Genomic DNA, 25061 nt, shown 5'->3' with positions numbered 1-25061 from the left:
ACGGATGTTAAGCTCTTCAGCGCCGATGGTAGTTGGGGAATCTCTCCCTGTGAGAGTAGGACTTCGCCAGGCGATATTTGAAGAAAGAGTAGCTCTTAGGAGTTGCTCTTTTTTGTTTGGTTTTTTTGAATATAATTTCTACAAAGGGTTTCAATGAGGCAGTGGCGCATCTCGTGGTATAGGAAGTAAATGGAAAAAGACGCAAATAATAAAATAATGACGCAATCACCCCAAAAAACGACGCAAAAAATAATAAAATGACGCAATTAATTTGAAAATGACGCAATTCCCACCCATCCACTCCACTCCAACCATATGCCATCCCCCATATAGCCGAGTAAAACAAACCAATCAAAATGTTTCCTCCCCAATCATGCTCAAATATCTCATGTTTTACATACATCTTCATAATCACACCGACATAATAGCCCATTCCAGCCCTTGATCACCCATCCAAACTCAACTCGCTATCTCCTCACCTTACTTTACTGCCAGAATAAAACTTCACACCTTCCCAATGCCCCATTTCTTAAATTCTATCCAACAATCTTACATTCACACGTTTAAAACTTTCCTTAAACAGGAAAACTTTTAAGGTCAAACTTCTTAATTGCAAAGTTGAAAATGCGGTTGTATAATTATAGTCAAATATAGTCAAAGTCAAAATGAGGAGGAGGTTCGATGAGGAACATATCCGACATCATTGAAAGTTATTTAAAGAACGTGTTAGAACTGAGTGAAAGTGAGATAGTCGAGATTAAAAGAAGCGAGATCGCTGATAAGTTTCAATGTGTTCCTTCTCAAATAAATTATGTGATCAATACCCGATTCACGATTGAAAGAGGGTATGTAGTAGAAAGTAAACGGGGCGGCGGGGGATATATCCGGATTATGAAGGTGAAAGCCCATGATCAAGTACATCTGATTGATCAGCTGGTAGCGCTGATTACTCAAACGATCAGCCAGAATACGGCCTCGGATATTGTATTTCGTTTAGTAGAGGAAGATATCATTTCTGAAAGAGAAGCAAAGATCATGCTGAGTGTGATGGATCGATCGGTCATCATGGTCGACTTACCCGAACGGGATGTCCTGAGGGGAAGAATGCTTAGAGCCATGCTGGATACATTGAAGTATGAGTAAGTGCTGGAGAGGTGAATGGGATGGTTTGTCAAGAGTGTCATGAAAGACCTGCGACCCTTCATTTTACCAAGGTGGTAAACGGGGAAAAGACAGAGGTTCATTTATGTGATCAGTGTGCCCAGGATAAGGGTGAGATGTTTATGTTTGATTCTTCTCCCGGCTTTTCTGTGAACAATTTATTGGCAGGTCTTCTTAATATAACTCCTGCATTTAAGCAGGCGAAGGAAACGGAAATTCCGAAAAGAGAAGTTTTGCAGTGTGAAAAATGTAAAATGACGATTCATCAGTTTATCAATGTGGGGCGCTTTGGCTGTGCCCATTGTTATGAGACGTTTAAAGAGGAGCTGACTCCCTTGTTAAAACGGGTTCACAGTGGGAATGTAGAGCATCACGGGAAGGTTCCGGAGCGTATGGGCGGAGCCATCCATGTGAAGAAGAAGATTCAGCATTTGAAGACTGAATTGCAAACGATGATCGCGGATGAAGAGTTTGAAAAAGCAGCCGAGATCCGAGACGAAATCCGCTCCCTGGAAAAAGATATCAAGAAAGAGGGAGGCGATAAAGAATGAGTCTGGAGAAGTTCTTGAGTAATGCCGTCAGTTCGTGGATGAGCGAAGAGGGACCCAATTCGGATATTGTTCTAAGTTCAAGGGTTCGCCTCGCAAGAAACCTGACAGACTTTCGCTTTTCCACTCTTTATTCTTCTGAGGAAGCGAGAGAGATCGTGGAGCGTGTAAAAGAAAAGCTCCCGTTATATCCGGAGAATTTAGGAGAATTAGAATTTTTACCTACAAGTGAGATTCAGCCACTCCAAAAGAGGGTATTAATGGAGAAACACCTCATCAGTCCTAACTTGGCAGAGGACACGAACTATGGGGCTGTCCTTTTATCAAGTGAAGAAGATATCAGCATAATGGTAAACGAAGAGGACCATATTCGAATACAGTGTTTATATCCAGGTTTGCAATTAAAGGAAGCTTTACAGAAAGCCAATCAGATCGACGATTGGTTTGAAAGGGAATTTGACTTTGCGTTTGATGAGAAGCATGGTTATCTGACGACTTGTCCCACCAATGTAGGGACGGGGCTCAGGGCTTCTGTCATGATGCATTTACCGGGCCTTGTGTTAACGCAGCAGTTAAACCGTATCATTCCTGCCATCAATCAGTTGGGATTAGTGGTAAGGGGGATATACGGGGAAGGCAGCGAGGCGCTTGGGAACATCTTTCAGATATCGAATCAGACGACACTTGGTAAGTCGGAAGAGGATATAGTGGAAGACTTGATGAGCGTTGTTAAGCAGATCATCGAGAAAGAACAGTCGGCAAGGGACGCATTAGTGCAAACGTCAAACATACAATTAGAAGATAGGATCTTTCGCTCTCTCGGGGTACTCGAGCACAGCAGGATCATTGAGTCCAAGGAAGCAGCGAAGTGTTTATCCGATGTCAGGCTTGGAATTGATTTAGGATACATCAAAGTGATATCTAAGAATATATTGAATGAACTAATGATTTTAACCCAACCTGGTTTTTTACAACAATATTCTGGAGGTCCATTGAGACCAAATGAACGGGATATAAGAAGGTCTTCTTTGATTCGGGAGCGAATTAAGTTAGATAAAGATACATGTGAGGAGGAAAAATAATATGATGTTTGGTCGATTTACAGAAAGAGCCCAAAAAGTATTGGCGTTAGCTCAGGAAGAAGCGATTCGTTTGTCGCACAGTAATATTGGTACTGAACATATTTTATTAGGACTTGTCCGCGAAGGTGAAGGGATTGCAGCCAAAGCTCTTACGGCGTTGGGATTGAGCCCTGAAAAGATCCAGAAGGAAGTCGAAGGATTGATTGGGAAGGGAACCGAGAAATCTCAAACGATCCATTACACACCTCGTGCGAAGAAAGTGATTGAGCTTTCTATGGATGAGGCCCGTAAGCTGGGTCACTCATATGTAGGAACGGAACATATCTTATTAGGATTGATTCGTGAAGGAGAAGGAGTCGCCGCCCGTGTACTTGGTAATCTTGGTGTCAGCTTGAATAAAGCAAGACAGCAGGTTTTGCAGTTACTCGGCAGCAATGATTCCAGCAACCACCAGGGCGGAGGCAATGCCAATGCCAATACGCCGACTCTTGACAGCTTAGCGCGTGACCTGACGGCAATTGCCCGTGAAGGAAGCCTGGATCCGGTCATTGGGCGAAGTAAAGAGATTCAGCGTGTCATTGAGGTATTGAGCCGTCGTACGAAGAACAACCCTGTATTAATCGGTGAGCCGGGTGTAGGTAAGACCGCGATTGCAGAAGGTCTAGCACAACAGATCATCGCCAATGAGGTACCTGAAATCCTCCGTGACAAGCGCGTGATGACCCTTGATATGGGTACGGTTGTAGCCGGTACGAAATATCGCGGGGAATTCGAGGATCGACTGAAGAAAGTCATGGATGAGATCCGTCAAGCCGGTAACATCATCCTTTTCATCGACGAACTTCATACCCTGATCGGTGCGGGTGGCGCGGAAGGTGCAATCGATGCATCGAACATCCTGAAACCATCCCTTGCCCGTGGAGAGTTACAGTGTATCGGTGCTACAACATTGGATGAGTACCGCAAATATATTGAAAAGGATGCTGCCCTTGAGCGTCGTTTCCAACCGATCCAAGTCAATGAGCCGACGGCAGAAGAATCCATCCAGATCTTGAAGGGACTTCGTGATCGTTATGAAGCCCATCATCGTGTATCGATTACAGATGAAGCGATCGATGCTGCGGTGAAACTGTCTGATCGTTATATTTCCGACCGGTTCCTGCCGGATAAAGCCATCGATTTGATTGATGAAGCGGGCTCCAAAGTGAGATTACGTTCTTACACGACACCGCCAAATCTGAAAGAGCTGGAAGCAAAGCTTGAGGAAATCCGCAAAGAAAAGGATGCAGCTGTACAAAGTCAGGAATTTGAAAAAGCTGCTTCTTTACGGGATTCAGAGCAAAAGCTTCGTGAAGAGCTGGAAGAAACAAAGAACACATGGAAAGAAAAACAAGGTCAGGAAAATACAGAAGTGACCGTGGAAGATATCGCGAAGGTTGTATCGAACTGGACGGGAGTTCCGGTATCGAAATTGGCCCAAACGGAAACGGATCGTCTACTCAAGTTAGAGGAGATCCTTCACTCCAGAGTCATCGGGCAATCAGAAGCAGTCGTTGCGGTTTCTAAAGCCGTCCGCCGTGCAAGAGCCGGACTGAAAGATCCGAAGCGTCCGATCGGTTCCTTCATTTTCCTTGGACCAACTGGTGTCGGGAAAACGGAATTGGCCCGTGCCCTTGCGGAATCCATGTTCGGTGATGAAGATGCGATGATCCGTATCGATATGTCCGAGTATATGGAAAAGCACTCGACTTCCCGTTTAGTCGGTTCACCTCCAGGATATGTAGGATACGAAGAAGGCGGTCAGTTAACGGAAAAGGTTCGCCGCAAGCCATATTCGGTCGTTCTTTTAGATGAAATTGAAAAAGCACATCCGGATGTATTCAATATTCTCCTTCAAGTACTGGAGGATGGCCGTTTAACAGACTCTAAAGGAAGAACGGTAGACTTCAGGAATACAGTCCTGATCATGACATCGAACGTGGGTGCCCAGTCTCTTAAGAGTAATAAATACGTAGGGTTCAATATCCAGGATGGAAAACAGGATTACAAAGATATGAAAGGGAAGGTCATGGAAGAACTGAAACGTGCTTTCCGACCGGAGTTCCTGAACCGTATCGATGAAATCATCGTGTTCCATTCACTTGAAAAAGATCACCTCAAAGAGATTGTGACATTGATGTCGAATCAATTAACAAGCCGCCTGAAAGAGCAGGATATTCATTTAGAGCTGTCCTCTGCTGCCAAAGAGAAGATAGCAGATGAAGGATTCGATCCTGAATACGGTGCACGGCCACTGCGTCGCGCCATCCAGAAATATGTTGAGGATAAACTGTCAGAGGAGCTGCTAAGAGGTAAAGTGCTGACAGGGCAGAATATATTGATCGATGTGGAAGATAGTGAGTTTGTTGTGAAAGTTAAGGAAGAAGAAGCAGCAAATACTCCGACATAATAGCAAAGGTGATAAAGAGGTACACGTATAGGGTTTTCGTGTACCTCTTTTCTCTTACTGAACGTTATTAAGGATTCAGGGAACTCTCCCCAAGCCACCTCCGCTTTTCAATTGAATCCGATACATAAAACCGATACAATCATTCCAAATGGTATTGTCATGAAATGATAGAAGTACAAATAGAGTAAAAGAGGAGAAGAATAGATTGGCAAAGAAAAAGACTAAGTTTGTGTGTTCATCCTGTGGATATGAGTCTGCTAAGTGGATGGGGAAATGTCCGGGATGTAATGAGTGGAATACGATGGTGGAAGAGGTTGAGATGACCGGGAAGAAGCCCCGCACGTCGTTTATGCATTCTGAGAATAGCGGACCTTCAAAGGCAGAGAAGCTGATCTCCATCGAGACCAAGCAGGAGCCGAGGGTATTGACGGAGTCGAAAGAGCTGAATCGGGTGCTGGGTGGAGGTGTCGTACCGGGGTCGCTTGTTTTGATCGGGGGAGACCCGGGGATCGGGAAATCTACTTTGTTGTTGCAGGTTTCGGCTCAGCTGGCTGATCAAAAGCAGAAGGTTTTGTATATATCCGGTGAAGAATCCATTAAGCAGACAAAGCTTCGGGCAGATCGATTACACGTGAAATCGGATGATTTATATATATTTGCGGAAACGAATCTTGAGCTGATTCATCAGACGATAGAACAGATTTCACCTGATTTCGTCATCATCGATTCGATCCAGACGGTCTTTCATCCTGACGTGACGTCTGCTCCCGGCAGTGTGTCCCAGGTGAGGGAATGTACGGCGGAACTGATGAGAATCGGTAAAACGAAGGGCATCGCCATCTTTATTGTCGGTCATGTGACCAAGGAAGGATCGATTGCAGGACCGCGCTTACTGGAACATATGGTGGATACCGTCCTCTATTTTGAGGGGGAACGGCATCATTCCTATCGAATTTTAAGAGCGGTGAAGAATCGGTTCGGTTCGACGAATGAGATGGGGATATTTGAAATGAAGGAGCTTGGCTTGGAGGAAGTGGCGAATCCCTCTGAGATCTTCCTGGAAGAGCGTTCACAAGGTGCGGCGGGTTCGACGGTCGTTGCTTCGATGGAGGGTACAAGGCCCGTTCTTGTCGAGATTCAAGCCCTGGTGACACCGACCAGCTTTAACAATCCAAGGAGGATGGCAACAGGGATCGATCATAGCCGGGTTTCCCTAATCATGGCTGTGTTGGAGAAGCGGGCAGGAATGCTTTTGCAGCAGCAGGATGCCTATCTGAAAGTGGCCGGCGGGGTGAAATTGGATGAGCCGGCGATTGATCTGGCCGTCGCTGCAAGTATTGCTTCAAGCTTTCGGGATAGAGCGTCCAGTGCCCACGACTGCATCATTGGTGAAGTTGGTTTGACAGGTGAGATTAGAAGGGTATCAAGAATTGAACAGCGCGTGCAGGAAGCGGCCAAGTTAGGATTTAAACGGGTGATCATTCCCCAAAATAACTTAAGCGGTTGGCATCCTCCTTCTGATATAGAGGTCACAGGGGTATCGAATATCAATGAAGCACTGTCAATTATTTTAGGAGGATAAGAGATGGAAGATAAGAAGGCAAGAGATAAGTCCATGTCGGATATATTACAATTCGTTGCTCCCGGTGCCCCGATCAGGGACGGTATTGACAATGTGCTGAGGGCGAATACAGGGGGGCTTATTGTAGTCGGCTACAATGATAAGGTGAAGTCCGTACTGGATGGGGGATTTCATATCAATTGTGCTTTTTCTCCAAGCTATCTGTATGAGCTGGCCAAGATGGACGGTGCCATCATCCTGAACGAAGCAGGCACCAAGATCATTTTGGCAAATGCGCAGCTTGCTCCTGACGTGTATGTTCCTTCCACTGAAACAGGGATGAGGCATCGTACGGCTGAGCGGGTCGCCAGACAAACCAATGCCCTTGTCATTGCCATCTCCCAGCGGAGAAACGTCATCACTTTATATCAAGGGAATTTTCGATATGCCCTAAAGGACATCTCTGTCATCTTGACGAAGGCCAACCAGGCGATTCAAACGCTGGAGAAGTATAAGGTCGTGCTCGATCAGAGTATTTCCAATTTATCGGTGCTTGAGTTTGAGGAGCTTGTCACCCAAAGTGACCTGCTGCAGGTTCTTCACCGGTTCGAGATGGTTCTCAGGATCAAGAATGAGTTGTTGACCTATCTGAGCGAGCTCGGAGTCGAGGGCCGCCTGATCCGCCTTCAGATGAATGAGCTGCTGGCGGATATTGAAGATGAGGCGATGCTCATCATCCGGGACTATTCCCAGGAACGGAACATCAAGCCGTTTGAGCTTCTCTATAAATTTCAGGAGCTCGTCCATTCTGAAGTATTAGAGGATAATGTCCTATTAAAATTATTGGGCTATCACGGCTATGTCCATCATGATGATGCCATCTATCCAAGAGGGTACCGCGTGTTGAATAAGATCCCGCGTCTGCCGCTCGTGATCATCGAAAATCTGATCACCAGATTCGAAACCCTCCCCCATGTCGTGAATGCATCCGTGGATGATTTGGATGAAGTTGAAGGAATTGGCGAAGTGAGGGCAAGAAAAATCAAAGAAGGGTTAAAACTGATCAAGGAACAAACGTTTGCCGATCGTCAGCTATAGGTATGTAGACCTGTATTTGCCATATATGGTATAATAGTATCTTTTTCAAAAAATTGACAGTCGCTAACAGACATGTTAGCCTTCATTTAAGGAAGCTAGTAAAATGGGATACGTATATCAAAATGGTTTCCGTTGTATTAAATTTCAAATTTCCAAGGTTGAGACGTTTCAAAAATAGTAAATTGTTTATAATGAGTAGGAGGAGGTGAGGGAATGTTAAAACGAATCGTTCAAGCGTGCTTCCTGATCGTTGGGGGGACACTCGGGATATTTCTGCTTCCCGAATTATTTACCGTCATAAATTTATCAGACATTCCTTTAATTAATAACCCTTATATGACTGCTATATTTGGTGCCATCATTTTTTATATTCTTACGTTTTGGGCAGTCGAGTATGTCGTCAATTTCGTCAAGTGGTTTGAAGATAGCTTGGTTAAGGCACCGGTAACGGATTTATTATTTGGGAGTTTAGGACTGATCATCGGTCTGTTTGTTGCGTATTTGTTTGGGATCCCGTTCAATCAAATGGAGATTCCGATCGTCAACACGGTGGTTCCCATTCTATTAACGCTGCTTCTTGGATATTTAGGATTCCAGGTCGGGTTTAAGAAAAGGGATGAACTGGTCGGTCTATTCGGCACGGGGAACCGTGGTAAGAAAAAAGGGACGGACGAGGACCTCGATGAAGAGGGCGTGAAGACCCTTAAGATATTGGATACGAGCGTGATCATCGACGGCCGTATCGCGGATATCTGTCAAACCGGATTTTTGGAAGGGATCGTTGTGATTCCTCAATTCGTCCTTGAAGAGCTCCAGCATATTGCGGATTCTTCCGATGTACTGAAGCGGAACCGTGGTCGACGCGGCCTTGATATCCTCAATCGCATCCAAAAGGAGCTTCCGGTCGAGGTCCAGATTTATGAAGGTGACTTCGAGGAAATTCAGGAAGTGGATTCGAAGCTGGTGAAATTGGCGAAGCTGACCAATGGCATCGTGGTGACGAATGATTTCAACTTGAATAAAGTGTGCGACCTTCAGGGTGTACAAGTATTGAATATCAACGATTTGGCCAACGCCGTCAAACCGGTTGTATTACCAGGAGAAGAATTGAAGGTACAGGTCATCAAAGATGGTAAAGAACATAACCAGGGAATCGCATACCTGGATGATGGTACGATGATCGTCGTGGAAGAAGGACGCAATTATATCGGTAAGTATATCGATGTACTTGTGACATCCGTTCTTCAAACCTCTGCAGGCCGGATGATCTTTGCGAAACCGAAGCAATTGGAAAAAGCACTATAAGACTTTTTTTGCCCTGACTCCCTTGATTCAGTAAGGTATAATGAAAGTAATACTTATGTGTTAAAGGAGTAATTCTATGGAATATGAAGTGGTCATTCCCGCTGCTGGGCAGGGTAAGCGGATGAAAGCGGGCAAAAACAAATTGCTCCTTGAGTTGAACGGCTGTCCTGTCATCGTTCATACATTGCGTGTTTTCGAAAATGACACCCAGTGTAAGGGAATCTATCTAGCCATCCATCCTTCAGAGCGGCTTGTGTTCTCAGACCTGTTAGAACGGTTCGGGATCAAGAAGGTCGTCAAGCTTGTGGATGGGGGCGAAGAAAGACAGCATAGTGTATACAATGCGTTGCTTGAGGTTGATCATGAGATTGTTCTGGTACATGACGGGGCAAGACCATTCATTAAAGAATCCACGATTCACCAATTAGTCGAAAAGACATATTCAACAGGGGCTGCCATTGCGGCGGTTCCTGTTAAAGATACGATCAAGAAAGTACTGGATGGAGAAGTCGAGGAAACGATTGAACGCTCAAGCTTGTGGATGGTTCAAACCCCACAAGCTTTTCGTGTTTCCGTTTTGAAAAGGGCACATGATGAAGCGGATCAAGACGGTTTCCTTGGTACAGATGATGCTTCACTGGTAGAAAGATCCGATGTTGAGGTGGCGGTCGTTGAGAGTGATTATGACAATATCAAACTGACAACCCCTGAAGATCTGTATTTTGCCGAGGCAATTTTGAAGAAGCGAGAGGAAATGAGTGGAGGAGAGAAACATGTTTAGGATCGGACAAGGATTTGACGTTCATCAATTAGTGGAAGAAAGACCCCTTATCATGGGAGGGATCACCATTCCGTATGAAAAAGGGCTGTTGGGTCATTCGGATGCGGATGTCCTGCTTCATGCTGTAGCAGATGCGTGCTTAGGTGCCATCGCAGCCGGTGATATCGGCAAGCACTTTCCGGATACAGATCCCGAGTTCAAGGATGCTGATTCAGCAAAGCTGCTACAGCATGTATGGGCACTTGTGAAAGAGGAAGGCTATGAATTAGGGAATATCGATTGCACGATCATTGCCCAGAAGCCTAAGATGGCTCCATATATCGATGAAATGAGACAAAGCATCGCCACGCTGCTGGAAGCGGATATGGCAGATGTAAACGTAAAGGCGACAACCTCTGAGAAGCTTGGGTTTACCGGAAGAGGCGAAGGGATCGCTGCACAAACCACCATATTGATTAAAAAGAAGTAGGGGATAAATTCGCTTTATTCCCGTACTTAACGGTGTTAAAATAGGTCAGAGACTTTAAAGCAGGAATCATTGAGGAGGAAGAACAAATGACACAGGAAGTACGCGTCCGTTATGCCCCGAGTCCAACGGGTCATTTACATATTGGAAATGCTAGAACCGCTTTATTTAATTACCTATACGCCCGCAGTGTAGGCGGAAAGTTCATCATCCGTATTGAAGATACGGATAAGAAGCGTAACATCGAAGGCGGGGAAGAAAGTCAGCTTAAATACCTTCAGTGGCTTGGAATCGATTGGGATGAAAGTACAGATAAGCCAGGTGAATACGGTCCTTATCGCCAATCAGAGCGTAACCATATTTATGAGCAGTATTTAAATGAGCTGTTAGAAAGCGGTCAGGCTTATAAGTGTTACTGTACGGAGGAAGAGCTGGAAGCAGAGCGTGAAGCTCAATCGGCATCAGGTCAAATGCCCCGCTATTCAGGTAAGTGCCGCAACCTGACGAAAGAGGATCAGGAGAAATTAGCTGCAGAGGGACGTCAACCGAGCATCCGTTTCCGTGTACCTGCAGGGAAAGTATACTCTTTCAACGATATCGTCAAAGAGGATGTAGCCTTTGAATCAGATGGCATCGGTGATTTTGTCATTGCAAAGAAAGATGGTACACCTACGTATAACTTCGCCGTGGCAGTCGATGATTATTTAATGAAAATTACGCATGTTCTTCGTGGGGAGGATCATATTTCCAATACACCGAAGCAGCTGATGATCTTTGAAGCTCTTGGATGGGAAGCCCCTGTCTACGGGCATATGACATTAATCGTGAATGAAAGCCGTAAAAAGCTGAGCAAGCGTGATGAGAGCATCATTCAGTTCATCGAGCAGTACGAAGCATTAGGCTATTTACCAGAAGCCTTATTCAACTTCATCGCGTTACTCGGCTGGTCTCCAAAAGGAGAGGAAGAGCTGTTCTCAAGAGAAGAGTTTATTGAAATCTTTGATCCTGAGCGTCTTTCCACTTCTTCTGCCCTGTTTGATAACCAGAAGCTGACATGGATGAATAACCAGTACATGAAGAATTTAGAACTAGAGCAAGTGGTGGAGTTATCCCTTCCTCATTTAATCAGTGCCGGTAAATTGAACAGTGATATGTCTGCTGAACAACGTGAGTGGGCAAGCCGCGTCATTTCTTTATACCAGGAGCAAATGAGCTTTGGTGCTGAAATCGTGGAGCTGTCTGAAATGTTCTTCAAGACGGATATCGAATATGATGAAGAGGCGAAAGCGGTACTGGAAGAAGAACAGGTACCAGAAGTTCTTCAAGCCTTCTTAGATGAGATAGATGCCCTTGAAACGTATGAAGCAGCAGAAATTAAATCATCCATTAAAGCGGTCCAAAAGTCGACGGGTCATAAAGGGAAGAAGCTGTTCATGCCGATCCGTGTAGCAGTAACAGGTCAGACACATGGTCCGGAATTACCGAATGCCATCGAGCTTTTAGGGAAAGATACCGTTAAACATCGCCTTCAAAGTCTTTTAGGTTAACATTTTGAAGGATCTGTAATATAGTAAGAGTATCAGACTAAATGAAATCGCGTTGATGAGGAGAAGTAAGAAAAGGATGCTTAGTAGAGAGAACCATCACCGGCTGAAAGTGGTTTAAGCCTCTCCATTTCTGAAATGCACCTCTGAGCCCGTTACTGAAATAGAGTAGGTAAAGGCGGCTTCCTACCGTTAACAGGATTCGAGTTGGAGAAGGAATGTCTTCTCAATCAGAGTGGAACCGCGCCTTAAAAGCGTCTCTGTCAGTATATTGACAGGGGCGTTTTTTTATTGTTAAACGCTTATATTTTAAAAGAGGAAGGGGGATGGATCCGAATGTTTAAGTCGTTTAAGGAAGATATAGAGGTCGTGTTTGATCAGGATCCGGCTGCGAGGAATTATCTCGAGGTAATCCTTACGTATTCGGGTCTTCATGCCATTTGGGCCCATCGCATTGCTCATGCATTTTTCAAACGGAAATTCTTTTTTATCGCACGGGTCATTTCACAGGTAAGCCGCTTTTTTACCGGAGTGGAAATTCATCCCGGCGCTAAGATCGGCCGTCGTTTTTTCATCGATCATGGCATGGGTGTCGTCATTGGGGAAACGTGTGAAATCGGAGATAATGTCACCCTCTTTCAAGGGGTCACTCTCGGCGGGACCGGGAAAGAGAAAGGCAAGCGCCATCCGACGGTCCGTGATAATGCGTTGATCGCGACGGGTGCCAAAGTATTAGGATCGATCGTAGTTGGGGAAAATTCTAAAGTAGGGGCGGGGTCCGTTGTGCTGAAGGATGTCCCACCCAATTCAACCGTAGTCGGGATCCCAGGGAAAGTCGTCATTCAGGACGGAGTGAAAATACGGAAGGATCTGAATCACTGCGATCTTCCGGATCCGATGAACGATCGTTTGAAACAGCTTGAACAAGAAGTGAATGAATTGAAATCACTATTAAGGGAATATGAGGGAAGGAGTCGATCATCGTGACGATTCGTTTATATAACACACTGACAAGGCAAAAAGAGGAATTTAAACCCCTGGAAGAGGGTAAGGTCAAAATGTATGTGTGCGGTCCGACGGTTTATAACTATATTCATATAGGGAATGCCCGTCCTGCCATCGTGTTCGACACAGTGAGACGTTATTTGGAATATAGGGGATTCGATGTTCAATTCGTTTCTAACTTCACGGATGTGGACGATAAATTAATAAGAGCGGCAAAAGAACTGGGTGAAGATGTCCCGACGATTGCCAAGCGCTTCATCGATGCTTATTTTGAAGATACGGGAGCCCTCGGATGCAAGAAAGCCGATGTTCATCCGACTGTAACGGATAATATCGACACCATTGTGGAATTTATCAGTGCCCTTGTAGACAAAGGATATGCGTATGAATCCCAGGGTGACGTATATTATCGCACAAGGAAGTTTGACGGTTATGGGAAGCTTTCTCATCAACCGATTGATGAACTGAAAGCGGGAGCCCGCATCGATGTAGGGGACAAAAAAGAGGATGCTCTTGATTTCGTTTTATGGAAAGCGGCTAAGAAAGGTGAAATCTCCTGGGAAAGTCCATGGGGCGAAGGACGTCCCGGCTGGCATATTGAATGCTCCGCCATGGCAAAGCGCTACTTGGGGGATACCATCGATATCCACGCAGGCGGACAGGATCTGACTTTCCCTCATCATGAGAATGAGATTGCCCAATCAGAGGCCCTTACCGGTAAGACATTCGCCAAGTATTGGATGCACAACGGATACATCAATATCGATAATGAGAAGATGTCAAAATCACTGGGGAATTTCGTATTGGTTCACGACATCATTAAAGAACAGGATCCCCAGGTGCTTCGCTTCTTCATGCTATCGGTTCATTATCGTCATCCGATCAATTACAATCTGGAGCTCCTTCAAAATGCAGAGACTGCTTTAGACCGTATCAAGACAGCTTATGAAAACTTGAAGCACCGTAAGGAATCGAGTACAAACCTAACGGAGAACAACCAGGAATGGCTGGACAAAATCGCCGCGTTGAAAGCTCAATTCATTACGGACATGGATGATGATTTTAATACCGCGAATGGAATTTCCGTTCTTTTCGAACTATCCCGGCAGGCGAATTACTACCTGATGGAGAAGAATACGTCCACAGAGGTCATTGATAGCTTCTTACAGCATTTCGAAGATTTCTTCTCTGTTCTTGGACTGACTCTTCAGGAAGCGGAACTCTTGGACGAAGAAGTGGAAGAGATGATTGAAAAGCGCATTCAAGCCCGGAAGGATCGGAACTTCCAATTAGCGGATGAAATCCGTGACGCGTTGAAAGATATGGATATCATCCTGGAAGATACTCCTCAAGGCACCCGCTGGAAAAGGGGATCGTAATGCTGCACGAGACAAATGAACATATTGACGCTAAACAAATCAATGCCCTTGCTCTTGCTTATATGGGGGATGCTGTATATGAAACATATGTACGGCAGCTCCTCTTAACCAAGGGGAAGATCAAGCCGAACCAGCTGCACAGGGCCGCAACGAAGTATGTATCCGCTAAAGCCCAGGCGGCGATTCTCCGGACGTTGTTTGATCAGGACTTATTAACCGAAGAAGAAATCACGATTGTGAAGCGGGGACGCAACGCGAAGTCAGGAACGACCCCTAAAAACACAGATGTACAGACATATAAACACAGCACTGCTTTTGAGGCCCTTATTGGATATTTGTTTTTGCTTAATCGGACGGAACGATTAGAGGAACTATTGAAGATCATTTTTGAACAAGCCCAGGCAGGAAAGGAGGAATAGGGATGAGTAAAGATTTTATCGGAGGAAGAAATCCCGTAATGGAAGCGTTGAAGTCGGGAAGGGATATCAATAAGATTTGGATTGCGGAAGGTTCCCAGAAAGGATCCATCCAGCAAATTGTCGGACTTGCCAAGGAATCGAATGTGATGGTTCAATACGTTCCCAAGAAGAAGATCGAACAGATGGTACCTGAAAATCATCAGGGAGTCGTGGCTTCTGTAGCTGCTTATCAGTACGCAGAAATCGATGACTTGTTCGATAGAGCCAGGCAAAAAGGGGAAGACCCTTTTATTCTGATCCTGGATGAATTAGAGGATCCGCATAACCTTGGGTCGATCATGAGGACAGCGGATGCGTCAGGTGCCCATGGAATCATTATCCCGAAGAGGAGGGCAGTGGGACTTACGTCAACAGTGGCGAAAGCGTCGACCGGTGCCATTGAGCACATCCCCGTCGCACGTGTGACCAATCTGTCCAGAGCGGTAGATGAGTTGAAAGAACGGGGTGTATGGGTCGCAGGAACGGATGCTAAGGGTAAGCAGGATTTCCGTCAGTTGGATGGTACACTGCCTATCGGCTTAATTATCGGAAGTGAAGGAAAAGGGATGAGCCGCATTTTGAGGGATAAATGTGATTTCCTGGTTCAGCTGCCTATGGTCGGTCATGTTACATCACTAAACGCATCGGTGGCAGCCAGCATTTTAATGTATGAGGTTTATCGTAAACGCCACCCATTGGGAGAATAGGAAGATGGATATCCTCCTTGTGGATGGCTACAACATAATCGGTGCCTGGCCGGAATTGAATGAGTTGAAGCAGAAAGACTTAGCCGCAGCAAGAGATCTTCTGGTCGAACAGATGGCAGAATATCAAGGGTATACGGGTTACCGTGTCATTGTCGTATTTGATGCTTATTACGTCCAGGGGATCGCCCGCAAGTACAAAAATTATAAAGTAGAAGTGCTCTTTACGAGAGAAAATGAGACGGCTGATGAACGGATAGAAAAATTGGCCATTGAATTGAGTAATATCAAGACACAAATTCATGTAGCCACTTCGGATTTCACCGAGCAGTGGGCGATCTTCGGTCAGGGAGCCCTTCGCAAATCAGCGAGGGAGCTCTTGACGGAAGTGAAAGTCATTGAAAAAAAGATCGAGCGGAAAGTACGGAACTCCAGTGAGAAAAGGCCGGCTTCCAAGATCCAATTATCGGATGAAGTTGCTGAAATTTTCGAAAAATGGCGCCGCGGGGAACAATGATAGGTTGACGATTGAATTTTCTGTAATGTATAATATTTCTATCTATTGTTTTGCGCGGGGGGATGTGTGTGAGCAATATCACCAGGACAGAAGCATTTGATAATCGATTAGAAGGCATGGATGATGAAGAGATCATAGAAGCCGTCCATCAGGGTCACAGCGAAGCGTTAGATTTTTTAATCAAGAAATACCGTAACTTTGTCAGGGCAAAAGCCCGCTCGTATTTTTTAATCGGAGCGGATAAAGAAGATATCGTCCAGGAAGGTATGATCGGTTTATACAAAGCCATCCGTGATTATAAAGAGGACAAGCTGACTTCTTTTAAAGCGTTTGCAGAGCTTTGTATCACGAGACAGATCATCACCGCCATCAAGACAGCCACGAGACAGAAGCATATACCACTGAATTCGTATGTTTCATTGGATAAACCCATTTATGATGATGAGTCTGACCGAACGCTATTGGATGTCATTTCAGGTGCGAAAGTAATGGATCCGGAAGCTCTGATCATCAATCGCGAAGAATTTGATAATATGGAAGACAAGATGGCCCAGCTGTTAAGTGATCTCGAGAGAAAGGTGCTTGCCCTTTATTTGGACGGGCAGTCCTACCAGGAGATATCCGAAGAGCTGAACCGCCATGTGAAGTCCATCGACAATGCATTGCAGCGGGTGAAACGCAAGCTTGAGCGATACTTGGAAGTTCGTGAAATAACGATGTAAAGTCATATTGACACAAATTGGTGGTCATGTTATTTTTGATAGGACTTACTATGTATAGTATGGGTGGAATATATGACTACTAAATTAATACTGGCTTGTACGGTATGCGGGTCCAGGAATTATACTGTGCCCGGTAATCGTAATCAGGCTGTTCGATTAGAATTAAAGAAATTCTGTAATACATGTAATGCTCACACCCTGCATAAAGAGACGAAATAGGGTAGCAAGTTTTGCGTATTGATATTAGTTGGAGGTTACAAACGGATGTTTAAATTCTTTCGCAATGTTGCATCAGAAATGAGAAAGGTCAGCTGGCCTAAACGTAAAGAGTTAACCCGCTACACGATCACCGTTATTACGACAGTGGTATTTGTTGCCCTTTTCTTTGCTGTAATTGACCTGGGCATCTCAGAACTTATGCGATTGATCATTGGTTCTAAGTAAGAGAAACATAGAATTAGTTGTATATATACCGTGAAAGCATGGTATAATGAATGATAATAGAGTACATGACCTTAGAGCCCGTTATCTTTTTACGGGTTTTTTCATTTGGAGAAAAAAGGCGATTGAGTATTCTTTAAACAGCGAGGAGGGACGGACGTTTAGTCCTATAAAATGGAGAAGAATTGGTATGTAGTCCATACTTATTCAGGATACGAGAACAAGGTGAAAGCAAACCTTGAGAAACGTGTTGAGACGATGGGGATGCAAGACAAGATCTTCCGCGTGATCGTTCCTGAAGAAGAAGAAACAGATTTTAAGAACGGTAAGAAAAAGGTTGTTAAGAAGAAAGTATTCCCAGGCTACGTGATTGTGGAAATCGTCATGACGGATGATTCCTGGTATGTAGTCCGGAATACACCAGGAGTGACCGGTTTCGTCGGTTCATCAGGTTCCGGTTCAAAGCCGACTCCTTTATTGCCCGAAGAAGTAACGAATCTTCTGAAGCAAATGGGTATGACGGAGAAAAAGGTGGAAATCGACTTTGAATTAGGAGAAACGGTAAAAGTGAACGAAGGACCATTTGCAAACTTCACCGGTTCGATCGAAGAGATTGATAATGCGAAAGCAAAAGTGAAAGTCCATGTTAATATGTTTGGCAGAGACACCCCGGTAGAACTGGATTTCTCCCAAATCGATAAATTATAATGGAAAAGAACTTGAAATCATTCTGAAAAAATGGTACTATTTCATAAGTCAGTGCGTCTCCGCAAAGAGATACTGAAACTAATAGACGTTCTTTATGTTGATAAAGACATTTTTTACATTTGAGTGGGAGGGTGAAAAACCCAATAACCACATCACGGACTTAAGGAGGTGTGTCTCGTGGCTAAAAAAGTTATCAAAATGGTTAAATTGCAGATTCCTGCCGGTAAAGCTAATCCAGCTCCACCAGTTGGTCCTGCACTAGGTCAAGCAGGTGTTAACATCATGGGATTCTGTAAGGAATTCAATGCTCGCACAGCAGATCAAGCTGGCTTAATCATTCCTGTTGAAATTACGGTATTTGAAGACCGTTCATTTACATTCATCACAAAAACTCCACCCGCTGCTGTTCTTCTTAAGAAAGCTGCAGGTATCGAGTCTGGTTCAGGCGAACCAAACAGCAAGAAAGTGGCAACACTTAAACGCGACAAAGTACGTGAAATTGCTGAAACAAAAATGCCTGACTTAAATGCAGCTAGTGTTGAATCAGCTATGCGCATGGTAGAAGGAACTGCGCGCAGCATGGGTATCGTCATCGAAGACTAATCCCTGCTTCGGCAAGAAGGTTCCTGTTGAACGAGGTTGCGATGATGAAATGTACGTTTCACTCGCAACCTTATTTCGTGGGAGGTTATTCCGCTAAAACCACATATAGGAGGAAATTTAAAATGGCAAAAAAAGGTAAAAAGTTTCTTGAAGCTCAAAAGCTTGTAGATCGTACTACAGCTTATTCAGTTGAAGAAGCAATCGAACTTGTTAAGAAAACAAACTTCGCTAAGTTTGACGCAACGATCGAAGTAGCGTTCCGCTTAGGTGTAGATACTCGTAAGAATGACCAGCAAATCCGTGGAGCAGTTGTACTTCCACACGGAACTGGTAAAACTCAAAAGGTTCTTGTATTCGCTAAAGGCGATAAAGCAAAAGAAGCAGAAGCTGCCGGCGCTGATTTCGTAGGCGATGCAGAACTTATCAACAAGATCAACCAAGGTTGGTTCGAGTTTGATGTCATCGTAGCAACTCCAGACATGATGGGTGAAGTTGGTAAACTTGGTCGCGTATTAGGACCTAAAGGTTTAATGCCAAACCCTAAAACTGGTACAGTTACATTCGACGTGACAAAAGCTGTTAATGAAATCAAAGCTGGTAAAGTTGAATACCGTGCTGACAAATCAGGTAACGTACACGTTCCTGTTGGAAAGATTTCATTCGACAACGAAAAGCTTGTTGAAAACTTTGCTACAATGTACGAAACAATGCTTAAAGTTAAACCTGCTGCTGCAAAAGGAACTTACATGAAAAACGTTTCTGTAACTTCTACAATGGGACCTGGCGTTAAAGTCGATCCTTCAACTTTCGCAGTTAAGGCATAATTTGGTATTGACTTACTAGGAACTAGTGATTATAATTGGTTCTGTTGTTAAAAAACGAATACATTTGTACCGTAGACAGTAGGTGCTCGTCATGAGCTTAATGTCCTGCCGAGGTAATTGCGATAAAATAACCGCTTATAGCGCGTTTGCGATGCCCTTATGTCTACCTTGATATAAGGGCATTTTTTATTGGATGACGGTATAAATGTTCATCAGTCAATCTACAGGAGGTGTAATGATGAGCAGCATTCTAGATCAAAAGAAACACATCGTTGGAGAAATCTCTGACAAGCTAAAAAACAGTGTATCTACAATCGTTGTAGATTACCGTGGCCTAGACGTTTCCGAAGTAACTGAGCTTCGTAAACAACTTCGTGAAGCTGGCATCGACTTCAAAGTGTACAAAAACACTATGGTACGTCGTGCAGCAGAAGAAGCTGGTCTTGAAGGGTTAAACGAATTCTTAACTGGTCCTAACGCAATCGCGTTCAGTACAGAAGAAGTAGTTGCACCTGCAAAGATCCTTAACAGCTTCGCTAAAGAACACGAAGCACTTGAAATCAAAACGGGTGTCATCGAAGGAACGATCACTTCAGTTGAGGATGTTAAAGCAATCGCTGAACTTCCGAACCGCGAAGGACTTCTTTCTATGCTACTCAGCGTGCTTCAAGCTCCAATGCGCAACTTCGCGTTGGCGACAAAAGCCGTTGCAGATCAAAAAGAAGAGCAAGGCGCGTAAGCTAAAGCAAGTCGTTTAAATAAAAAAATTAAGCAAACATCACAAGGAGGAAATTTAAAATGAGTAAAGAGCAAATCATTGACGCGATTAAAGAAATGTCAGTTCTTGAATTAAATGATCTAGTTAAAGCAATCGAAGAAGAATTCGGAGTAACTGCTGCTGCACCTGTAGCTGCTGCTGCTGGTGGCGGAGACGCTGCTGCAGAACAAACTGAATTCGACGTTATCCTTGAGAGCGCTGGATCTCAAAAAATCAAAGTTATCAAAGTTGTTCGTGAAATCACAGGTCTTGGCCTTAAAGAAGCGAAAGAAATGGTTGATAACACTCCTAAAGCTCTTAAAGAAGGTATTTCTAAAGAGGAAGCTGAAGAACTTAAAGCTAAACTTGAAGAAGTTGGAGCTGGCGTAGAAGTTAAGTAATGATTGTATAGATGAAAAGCTCGCTATCGTTGGCGGGCTTTTTTCTTGTCTGGCTTCTACCTGTCTTCTCTTTTGGGAATGCTGGTAAACAGATGAGAGGCACAAATGGACGGAGATGATATCATGACCAATCACTATTATTCTCATAACCCGGATGTAGAAAGTAACCCCCAAACCATTGCCTTTGAATTAAGGGGACATACCTTCCGTTTTAAGACGGATCAGGGTGTCTTCTCGAAAAAGGAAGTGGATTTTGGATCAAGAGCGCTGATTGAAACGTTTGAATTACCGGATGTTGAGGGACCTATACTTGATGTCGGCTGCGGGTATGGCCCGATTGGATTATCCTTGGCGAAAGACTTTGGTGATCGGACGGTCCATATGATCGATGTAAACGAAAGGGCTCTGTCTTTAGCGAAAGAGAATGCTGGAGAGAATAAAGTTCAGAATGTGAGCATCTATCCAAGCGACCGATATGCAAATGTCGTAGAAAAAGGGTTTGCTGCCATATTAACGAACCCCCCGATACGAGCTGGAAAAGAAACGGTCCATTCGATTCTTGAAAACAGTTACGAACATCTGGCGGAACGTGGGGAATTGTGGGTCGTTATTCAGAAGAAGCAAGGCGCTCCGTCTGCCATGGATAAAATGGAAGCATTATTTTCAAATGTAGAAATCGTTGCCAGGAAAAAGGGATACTACATCTTGAAATCGGTAAAAGAAATCCGTTGACGTAGCTTTACTGCTATGATAACATTATAAAATGCAAAAATATTATTTTCCGGTATTATGTCCATATGTATACATGTTGGATAAATTGGAAAAGATTATAAAATAATAGTTCGTCATTTGAAAATGAGGTTTTATCATTAAAACCCTTTTTCTTTTTGTCTTGTGTAGAGTAGTATCCCTACTTAAAGGCATATAGACACAACCAAAACGCTTGATTTGAGGGGTGAATCAGTTGACAGGTCAACTAGTTCAGTATGGACGACACCGCCAACGCAGAAGTTTTGCGCGTATCAGTGAAGTTTTAGAATTACCGAATCTAATCGAAATTCAAACTTCCTCGTATCAATGGTTTCTTGATGAGGGGTTAAGAGAAATGTTCCGTGACATTTCTCCGATTGAGGACTTCACTGGTAATCTCTCTTTGGAATTTATTGATTATAGTCTGGGAGAGCCAAAGTACTCGGTGGAAGAATCAAAGGAAAGAGATGTTACTTACTCTGCACCGCTTAGAGTAAAGGTCCGTCTTGTGAACAAGGAAACAGGAGAAGTAAAGGATCAAGACGTATTTATGGGTGATTTCCCGTTAATGACAGACACAGGAACCTTTGTCATCAATGGTGCTGAGCGCGTTATCGTTTCTCAGCTAGTGCGTTCGCCTAGCGTTTACTTTAGTGGAAAAGTAGATAAGAACGGAAAGAAAGGGTTTACTGCTACCGTTATACCAAACCGCGGAGCTTGGCTTGAGTATGAAACAGATGCAAAAGATGTTGTATATGTGCGAATTGATCGAACTCGCAAACTACCGGTAACGGTTCTTTTACGTGCCCTTGGGTTTGGCTCTGATCAAGAAATCATCGATCTGATCGGTGATAATGAGTACATTCGTAACACGCTCGAGAAAGACAACACGGAAGGTATCGACAAGGCATTGCTCGAGATTTATGAGCGTCTGCGTCCAGGAGAGCCTCCTACAGTAGAAAATGCTAAAAGTTTACTCGTTTCTCGTTTCTTTGATCCTAAGCGTTATGACTTAGCAAACGTTGGACGTTACAAAATGAACAAAAAGCTGCACATCAAAAACCGTTTATTCGGTCAGACTCTAGCAGAAACTCTAGCAGATCCGGAAACGGGTGAGATTCTGGCAGAGAAAGGCACGGTTCTTGACCGTCGCGCCCTTGATAAGGTCATTCCTTATTTAGAAAACGGCATTGGTTTCAAAAACTACCAACAGTCCGGCGGCGTACTAGAAGAAGACGTTGTTCTTCAATCTATCAAAATCTATTCTCCTAACGAAGAGGGAGAATTCGAAATCAACGTAATCAGCAATGCGTATGTTGAAGAAGAGGTTAAGTACATTACACCTGCAGATATCATCTCTTCTATTTCTTACTTCTTTAACTTATTACATGGAGTAGGATTGACAGATGATATTGACCATTTAGGTAACCGTCGTTTACGTTCGGTTGGTGAATTACTGCAAAACCAATTCCGTATCGGTTTATCTCGTATGGAGCGTGTCGTTCGTGAAAGAATGTCCATTCAGGACACGAACACGATCACACCTCAGCAACTGATCAACATCCGTCCTGTTATCGCATCAATTAAAGAGTTCTTTGGAAGCTCTCAATTGTCTCAATTCATGGATCAAACGAATCCTCTTGCGGAATTAACGCACAAACGTCGTCTTTCTGCTTTAGGGCCTGGTGGACTAACACGTGAACGTGCCGGCTTCGAAGTACGTGACGTACATTACTCCCACTACGGTCGTATGTGTCCGATTGAAACGCCTGAGGGTCCGAACATCGGACTGATCAACTCACTTTCCTCCTTTGCGAAAGTGAATAAATTCGGCTTTATCGAAACGCCGTATCGTCGTGTCGACCCTGATACAGGGATGGTAACCGATCGAATCGATTACCTGACAGCTGACGAAGAAGATAACTATGTAGTGGCTCAAGCAAACGCACGTCTGGGAGACGACGGAGCGTTCCTTGATGAAGAAGTCATCGCTCGTTTCCGTGGTGAGAACACGGTCATCAAGCGTGAACGTCTTGACTACATGGATGTATCTCCTAAACAAGTAGTATCAGCAGCGACAGCGTGTATTCCATTCTTAGAGAACGATGACTCCAACCGTGCTCTAATGGGAGCGAACATGCAACGTCAAGCAGTGCCTTTGATGAATCCTGAATCACCGATCGTCGGAACGGGTATGGAACACGTATCTGCGAAAGACTCCGGTGCGGCCGTGATTTGTAAGTATGAAGGTATTGTAGAAAAGGTTGAGGCGAAACAAGTTTGGGTGCGTCGTGTGAAAGAAATCGATGGTCAAGAAGTAAAAGGTGACCTCGATAAGTATCGTATGCAGAAATTCATCCGTTCTAACCAGGGTACATGTTACAACCAGCGTCCGATCGTAAGTGAAGGCGACCGTGTAGTAAAAGGAGAAATCCTTGCTGATGGTCCTTCCATGGAAAAAGGAGAACTTGCCTTAGGACGTAACGTAATGGTTGGATTCATGACTTGGGACGGTTACAACTATGAAGATGCGATCATCATGAGTGAACGTCTTGTAAAAGACGATGTCTATACTTCCATTCATATTGAAGAATATGAGTCTGAATCTCGTGATACGAAATTGGGACCTGAAGAAATCACTCGTGATATTCCAAACGTTGGTGAAGATGCACTTCGCAATCTTGATGAGCGTGGAATCATCCGCATCGGTGCAGAAGTGAAAGATGGCGACTTACTTGTCGGTAAAGTAACGCCTAAAGGTGTAACGGAGCTGACTGCTGAAGAGCGCCTATTACATGCAATCTTCGGTGAGAAGGCACGTGAAGTACGGGATACATCCCTTCGCGTACCACATGGTGGAGGAGGAATCATCCTCGATGTCAAAGTCTTCAACCGTGAAGATGGCGACGAATTACCACCAGGTGTGAACCAGCTTGTACGTGTATACATCGTTCAGAAACGTAAGATCTCTGAAGGTGACAAAATGGCTGGTCGTCACGGTAACAAAGGTGTTATCTCAAGAATCCTTCCTGAAGAAGACATGCCGTTCTTACCAGACGGCACACCGATTGATATCATGCTTAACCCATTAGGGGTACCATCACGTATGAATATCGGTCAGGTGCTGGAGCTTCACTTGGGAATGGCAGCAAGATACCTCGGTATTCATGTCGCTTCACCAGTATTTGATGGAGCACGTGAGGAAGATGTATGGGCAACAATCGAAGAAGCAGGTATGGCACGCGATGCCAAAACCGTTCTTTACGATGGTCGGACAGGTGAACCGTTTGATAACCGTGTATCAGTTGGAATCATGTATATGATCAAACTGGCTCACATGGTTGATGACAAACTTCACGCACGTTCAACCGGACCTTACTCACTTGTTACGCAACAGCCACTCGGTGGTAAAGCCCAATTCGGTGGACAGCGTTTCGGTGAGATGGAGGTATGGGCACTTGAAGCATACGGTGCTGCATACACACTACAAGAAATTCTAACAGTTAAATCCGATGACGTTGTGGGGCGTGTGAAAACATACGAAGCCATCGTCAAAGGTGAAAACGTTCCTGAACCTGGCGTTCCGGAATCATTCAAAGTTCTGATCAAAGAGCTTCAAAGTTTAGGTATGGATGTTAAGATCCTCTCAAGTAACGAAGAAGAAATCGAAATGCGCGACTTAGAGGATGAAGAAGAAGTACAACAAGCAGACACGCTAAATATCTCTGAATCTAATGCACAAGAATCCGAGACAGTAGGGTCGAAAGAATAAATTTAGAGCAATTAGGGTTAGAGCC

Annotated in this window: 25 protein-coding genes and 2 other annotated features; all 25 genes read left to right on the top strand. The window is 44.3% G+C overall.

The genetic code is table 11. The annotated features are described in order from the left end of the window. Positions 1-681 precede the first annotated feature (681 nt). The 25 genes from CN378_RS15885 (at position 682) to rpoB (ending at position 25036) form a co-directional block, all read left to right on the top strand. A complete protein-coding gene (locus tag CN378_RS15885; RefSeq protein ID WP_098353429.1) occupies positions 682-1143 on the top strand; it encodes a CtsR family transcriptional regulator in 462 nt (153 codons plus the stop codon). Positions 1144-1163: 20 nt separating this feature from the next. Next, the gene (mcsA, locus tag CN378_RS15880; RefSeq protein WP_098353428.1) at positions 1164-1712 is read left to right on the top strand and encodes a protein-arginine kinase activator protein McsA; all 549 of its coding nucleotides are present in this window, start codon (positions 1164-1166) and stop codon (positions 1710-1712) included. Further along, positions 1709-2791 carry a protein-arginine kinase McsB gene (gene mcsB, locus CN378_RS15875; protein ID WP_098353426.1) on the top strand — a complete coding sequence of 361 codons (1083 nt, stop codon included), beginning with the start codon at positions 1709-1711 and terminating at the stop codon, positions 2789-2791. Before mcsA ends, mcsB begins: the two co-directional genes overlap by 4 nt. A 1-nt stretch (position 2792) precedes the next feature. Then, the gene (clpC, locus tag CN378_RS15870) at positions 2793-5240 is read left to right on the top strand and encodes an ATP-dependent protease ATP-binding subunit ClpC (protein WP_098353425.1); all 2448 of its coding nucleotides are present in this window, start codon (positions 2793-2795) and stop codon (positions 5238-5240) included. Between the two features lie 205 nt (positions 5241-5445). After that, positions 5446-6822 carry a DNA repair protein RadA gene (radA, locus tag CN378_RS15865; RefSeq protein WP_098353423.1) on the top strand — a complete coding sequence of 459 codons (1377 nt, stop codon included), beginning with the start codon at positions 5446-5448 and terminating at the stop codon, positions 6820-6822. Between the two features lie 3 nt (positions 6823-6825). Further along, on the top strand, positions 6826-7899 hold the full coding sequence (gene disA, locus CN378_RS15860; RefSeq protein ID WP_098353421.1) for a DNA integrity scanning diadenylate cyclase DisA: 1074 nt from the start codon (positions 6826-6828) through the stop codon (positions 7897-7899). Positions 7900-8112: 213 nt separating this feature from the next. After that, a complete protein-coding gene (locus CN378_RS15855) occupies positions 8113-9204 on the top strand; it encodes a PIN/TRAM domain-containing protein (RefSeq protein ID WP_098353420.1) in 1092 nt (363 codons plus the stop codon). Between the two features lie 76 nt (positions 9205-9280). Then, entirely contained in the window at positions 9281-9985 is a 705-nt protein-coding gene (gene ispD, locus CN378_RS15850) for a 2-C-methyl-D-erythritol 4-phosphate cytidylyltransferase (protein WP_098353419.1), read from the top strand. Next, positions 9978-10454: a 2-C-methyl-D-erythritol 2,4-cyclodiphosphate synthase gene (ispF, locus tag CN378_RS15845; protein ID WP_098353417.1), complete on the top strand. Its 477-nt coding sequence runs from the start codon at positions 9978-9980 to the stop codon at positions 10452-10454. The genes ispD and ispF overlap by 8 nt, the downstream gene beginning before the upstream one ends. An 86-nt stretch (positions 10455-10540) precedes the next feature. Next, positions 10541-11998 carry a glutamate--tRNA ligase gene (gene gltX, locus CN378_RS15840; protein WP_098353415.1) on the top strand — a complete coding sequence of 486 codons (1458 nt, stop codon included), beginning with the start codon at positions 10541-10543 and terminating at the stop codon, positions 11996-11998. A 43-nt stretch (positions 11999-12041) separates the two neighbouring features. After that, positions 12042-12260: a binding site (T-box leader), on the top strand. Between the two features lie 71 nt (positions 12261-12331). Further along, positions 12332-12982, top strand: a complete 651-nt coding sequence (gene cysE / locus CN378_RS15835) for a serine O-acetyltransferase (protein WP_098353413.1) — start codon at positions 12332-12334, stop codon at positions 12980-12982. Next, positions 12979-14379, top strand: coding sequence for a cysteine--tRNA ligase (gene cysS, locus CN378_RS15830; RefSeq protein ID WP_098353411.1), 1401 nt, complete (start codon positions 12979-12981; stop codon positions 14377-14379). The genes cysE and cysS overlap by 4 nt, the downstream gene beginning before the upstream one ends. Next, positions 14379-14798 carry a Mini-ribonuclease 3 gene (locus tag CN378_RS15825; RefSeq protein WP_098353409.1) on the top strand — a complete coding sequence of 140 codons (420 nt, stop codon included), beginning with the start codon at positions 14379-14381 and terminating at the stop codon, positions 14796-14798. The genes cysS and CN378_RS15825 overlap by 1 nt, the downstream gene beginning before the upstream one ends. A 2-nt stretch (positions 14799-14800) precedes the next feature. Then, positions 14801-15544 carry a 23S rRNA (guanosine(2251)-2'-O)-methyltransferase RlmB gene (gene rlmB / locus CN378_RS15820; RefSeq protein ID WP_098353408.1) on the top strand — a complete coding sequence of 248 codons (744 nt, stop codon included), beginning with the start codon at positions 14801-14803 and terminating at the stop codon, positions 15542-15544. 4 nt (positions 15545-15548) lie between these two features. Further along, entirely contained in the window at positions 15549-16058 is a 510-nt protein-coding gene (locus CN378_RS15815) for an NYN domain-containing protein (protein WP_098353406.1), read from the top strand. Positions 16059-16126: 68 nt separating this feature from the next. Beyond that, complete coding sequence (sigH, locus tag CN378_RS15810; protein ID WP_224945488.1) at positions 16127-16780, top strand: RNA polymerase sporulation sigma factor SigH; 654 nt, start codon at positions 16127-16129, stop codon at positions 16778-16780. Between the two features lie 72 nt (positions 16781-16852). Then, positions 16853-16999: a 50S ribosomal protein L33 gene (gene rpmG / locus CN378_RS15805; RefSeq protein ID WP_082386443.1), complete on the top strand. Its 147-nt coding sequence runs from the start codon at positions 16853-16855 to the stop codon at positions 16997-16999. A gap of 45 nt (positions 17000-17044) precedes the next feature. Beyond that, positions 17045-17224 carry a preprotein translocase subunit SecE gene (gene secE, locus CN378_RS15800; RefSeq protein WP_044340513.1) on the top strand — a complete coding sequence of 60 codons (180 nt, stop codon included), beginning with the start codon at positions 17045-17047 and terminating at the stop codon, positions 17222-17224. A 171-nt stretch (positions 17225-17395) separates the two neighbouring features. Continuing rightward, positions 17396-17929: a transcription termination/antitermination protein NusG gene (gene nusG, locus CN378_RS15795; RefSeq protein WP_098353402.1), complete on the top strand. Its 534-nt coding sequence runs from the start codon at positions 17396-17398 to the stop codon at positions 17927-17929. A gap of 177 nt (positions 17930-18106) precedes the next feature. Further along, positions 18107-18532, top strand: coding sequence for a 50S ribosomal protein L11 (gene rplK / locus CN378_RS15790; protein ID WP_032085258.1), 426 nt, complete (start codon positions 18107-18109; stop codon positions 18530-18532). Between the two features lie 122 nt (positions 18533-18654). Beyond that, positions 18655-19356 carry a 50S ribosomal protein L1 gene (rplA, locus tag CN378_RS15785; RefSeq protein WP_034766007.1) on the top strand — a complete coding sequence of 234 codons (702 nt, stop codon included), beginning with the start codon at positions 18655-18657 and terminating at the stop codon, positions 19354-19356. Positions 19357-19407: 51 nt separating this feature from the next. Continuing rightward, positions 19408-19552 (top strand) — a sequence feature (ribosomal protein L10 leader region). Positions 19553-19594: 42 nt separating this feature from the next. Continuing rightward, positions 19595-20095, top strand: a complete 501-nt coding sequence (rplJ, locus tag CN378_RS15780; protein ID WP_098353400.1) for a 50S ribosomal protein L10 — start codon at positions 19595-19597, stop codon at positions 20093-20095. A 59-nt stretch (positions 20096-20154) separates the two neighbouring features. Beyond that, positions 20155-20514 carry a 50S ribosomal protein L7/L12 gene (rplL, locus tag CN378_RS15775; protein ID WP_098353398.1) on the top strand — a complete coding sequence of 120 codons (360 nt, stop codon included), beginning with the start codon at positions 20155-20157 and terminating at the stop codon, positions 20512-20514. A 123-nt stretch (positions 20515-20637) separates the two neighbouring features. Next, on the top strand, positions 20638-21246 hold the full coding sequence (locus CN378_RS15770; RefSeq protein WP_098353433.1) for a class I SAM-dependent methyltransferase: 609 nt from the start codon (positions 20638-20640) through the stop codon (positions 21244-21246). A 232-nt stretch (positions 21247-21478) separates the two neighbouring features. Further along, a complete protein-coding gene (rpoB, locus tag CN378_RS15765) occupies positions 21479-25036 on the top strand; it encodes a DNA-directed RNA polymerase subunit beta (RefSeq protein ID WP_098353396.1) in 3558 nt (1185 codons plus the stop codon). Positions 25037-25061: the final 25 nt, after the last annotated feature.

Origin of the sequence: Bacillus sp. AFS015802, from assembly GCF_002561455.1 — a bacterium.
Classification (GTDB): Bacteria; Bacillota; Bacilli; order Bacillales; family Bacillaceae_B; genus Rossellomorea.
Note: the sequence above shows the minus strand (reverse complement) of the source record. Positions and strands in the feature narration are given on the sequence as shown.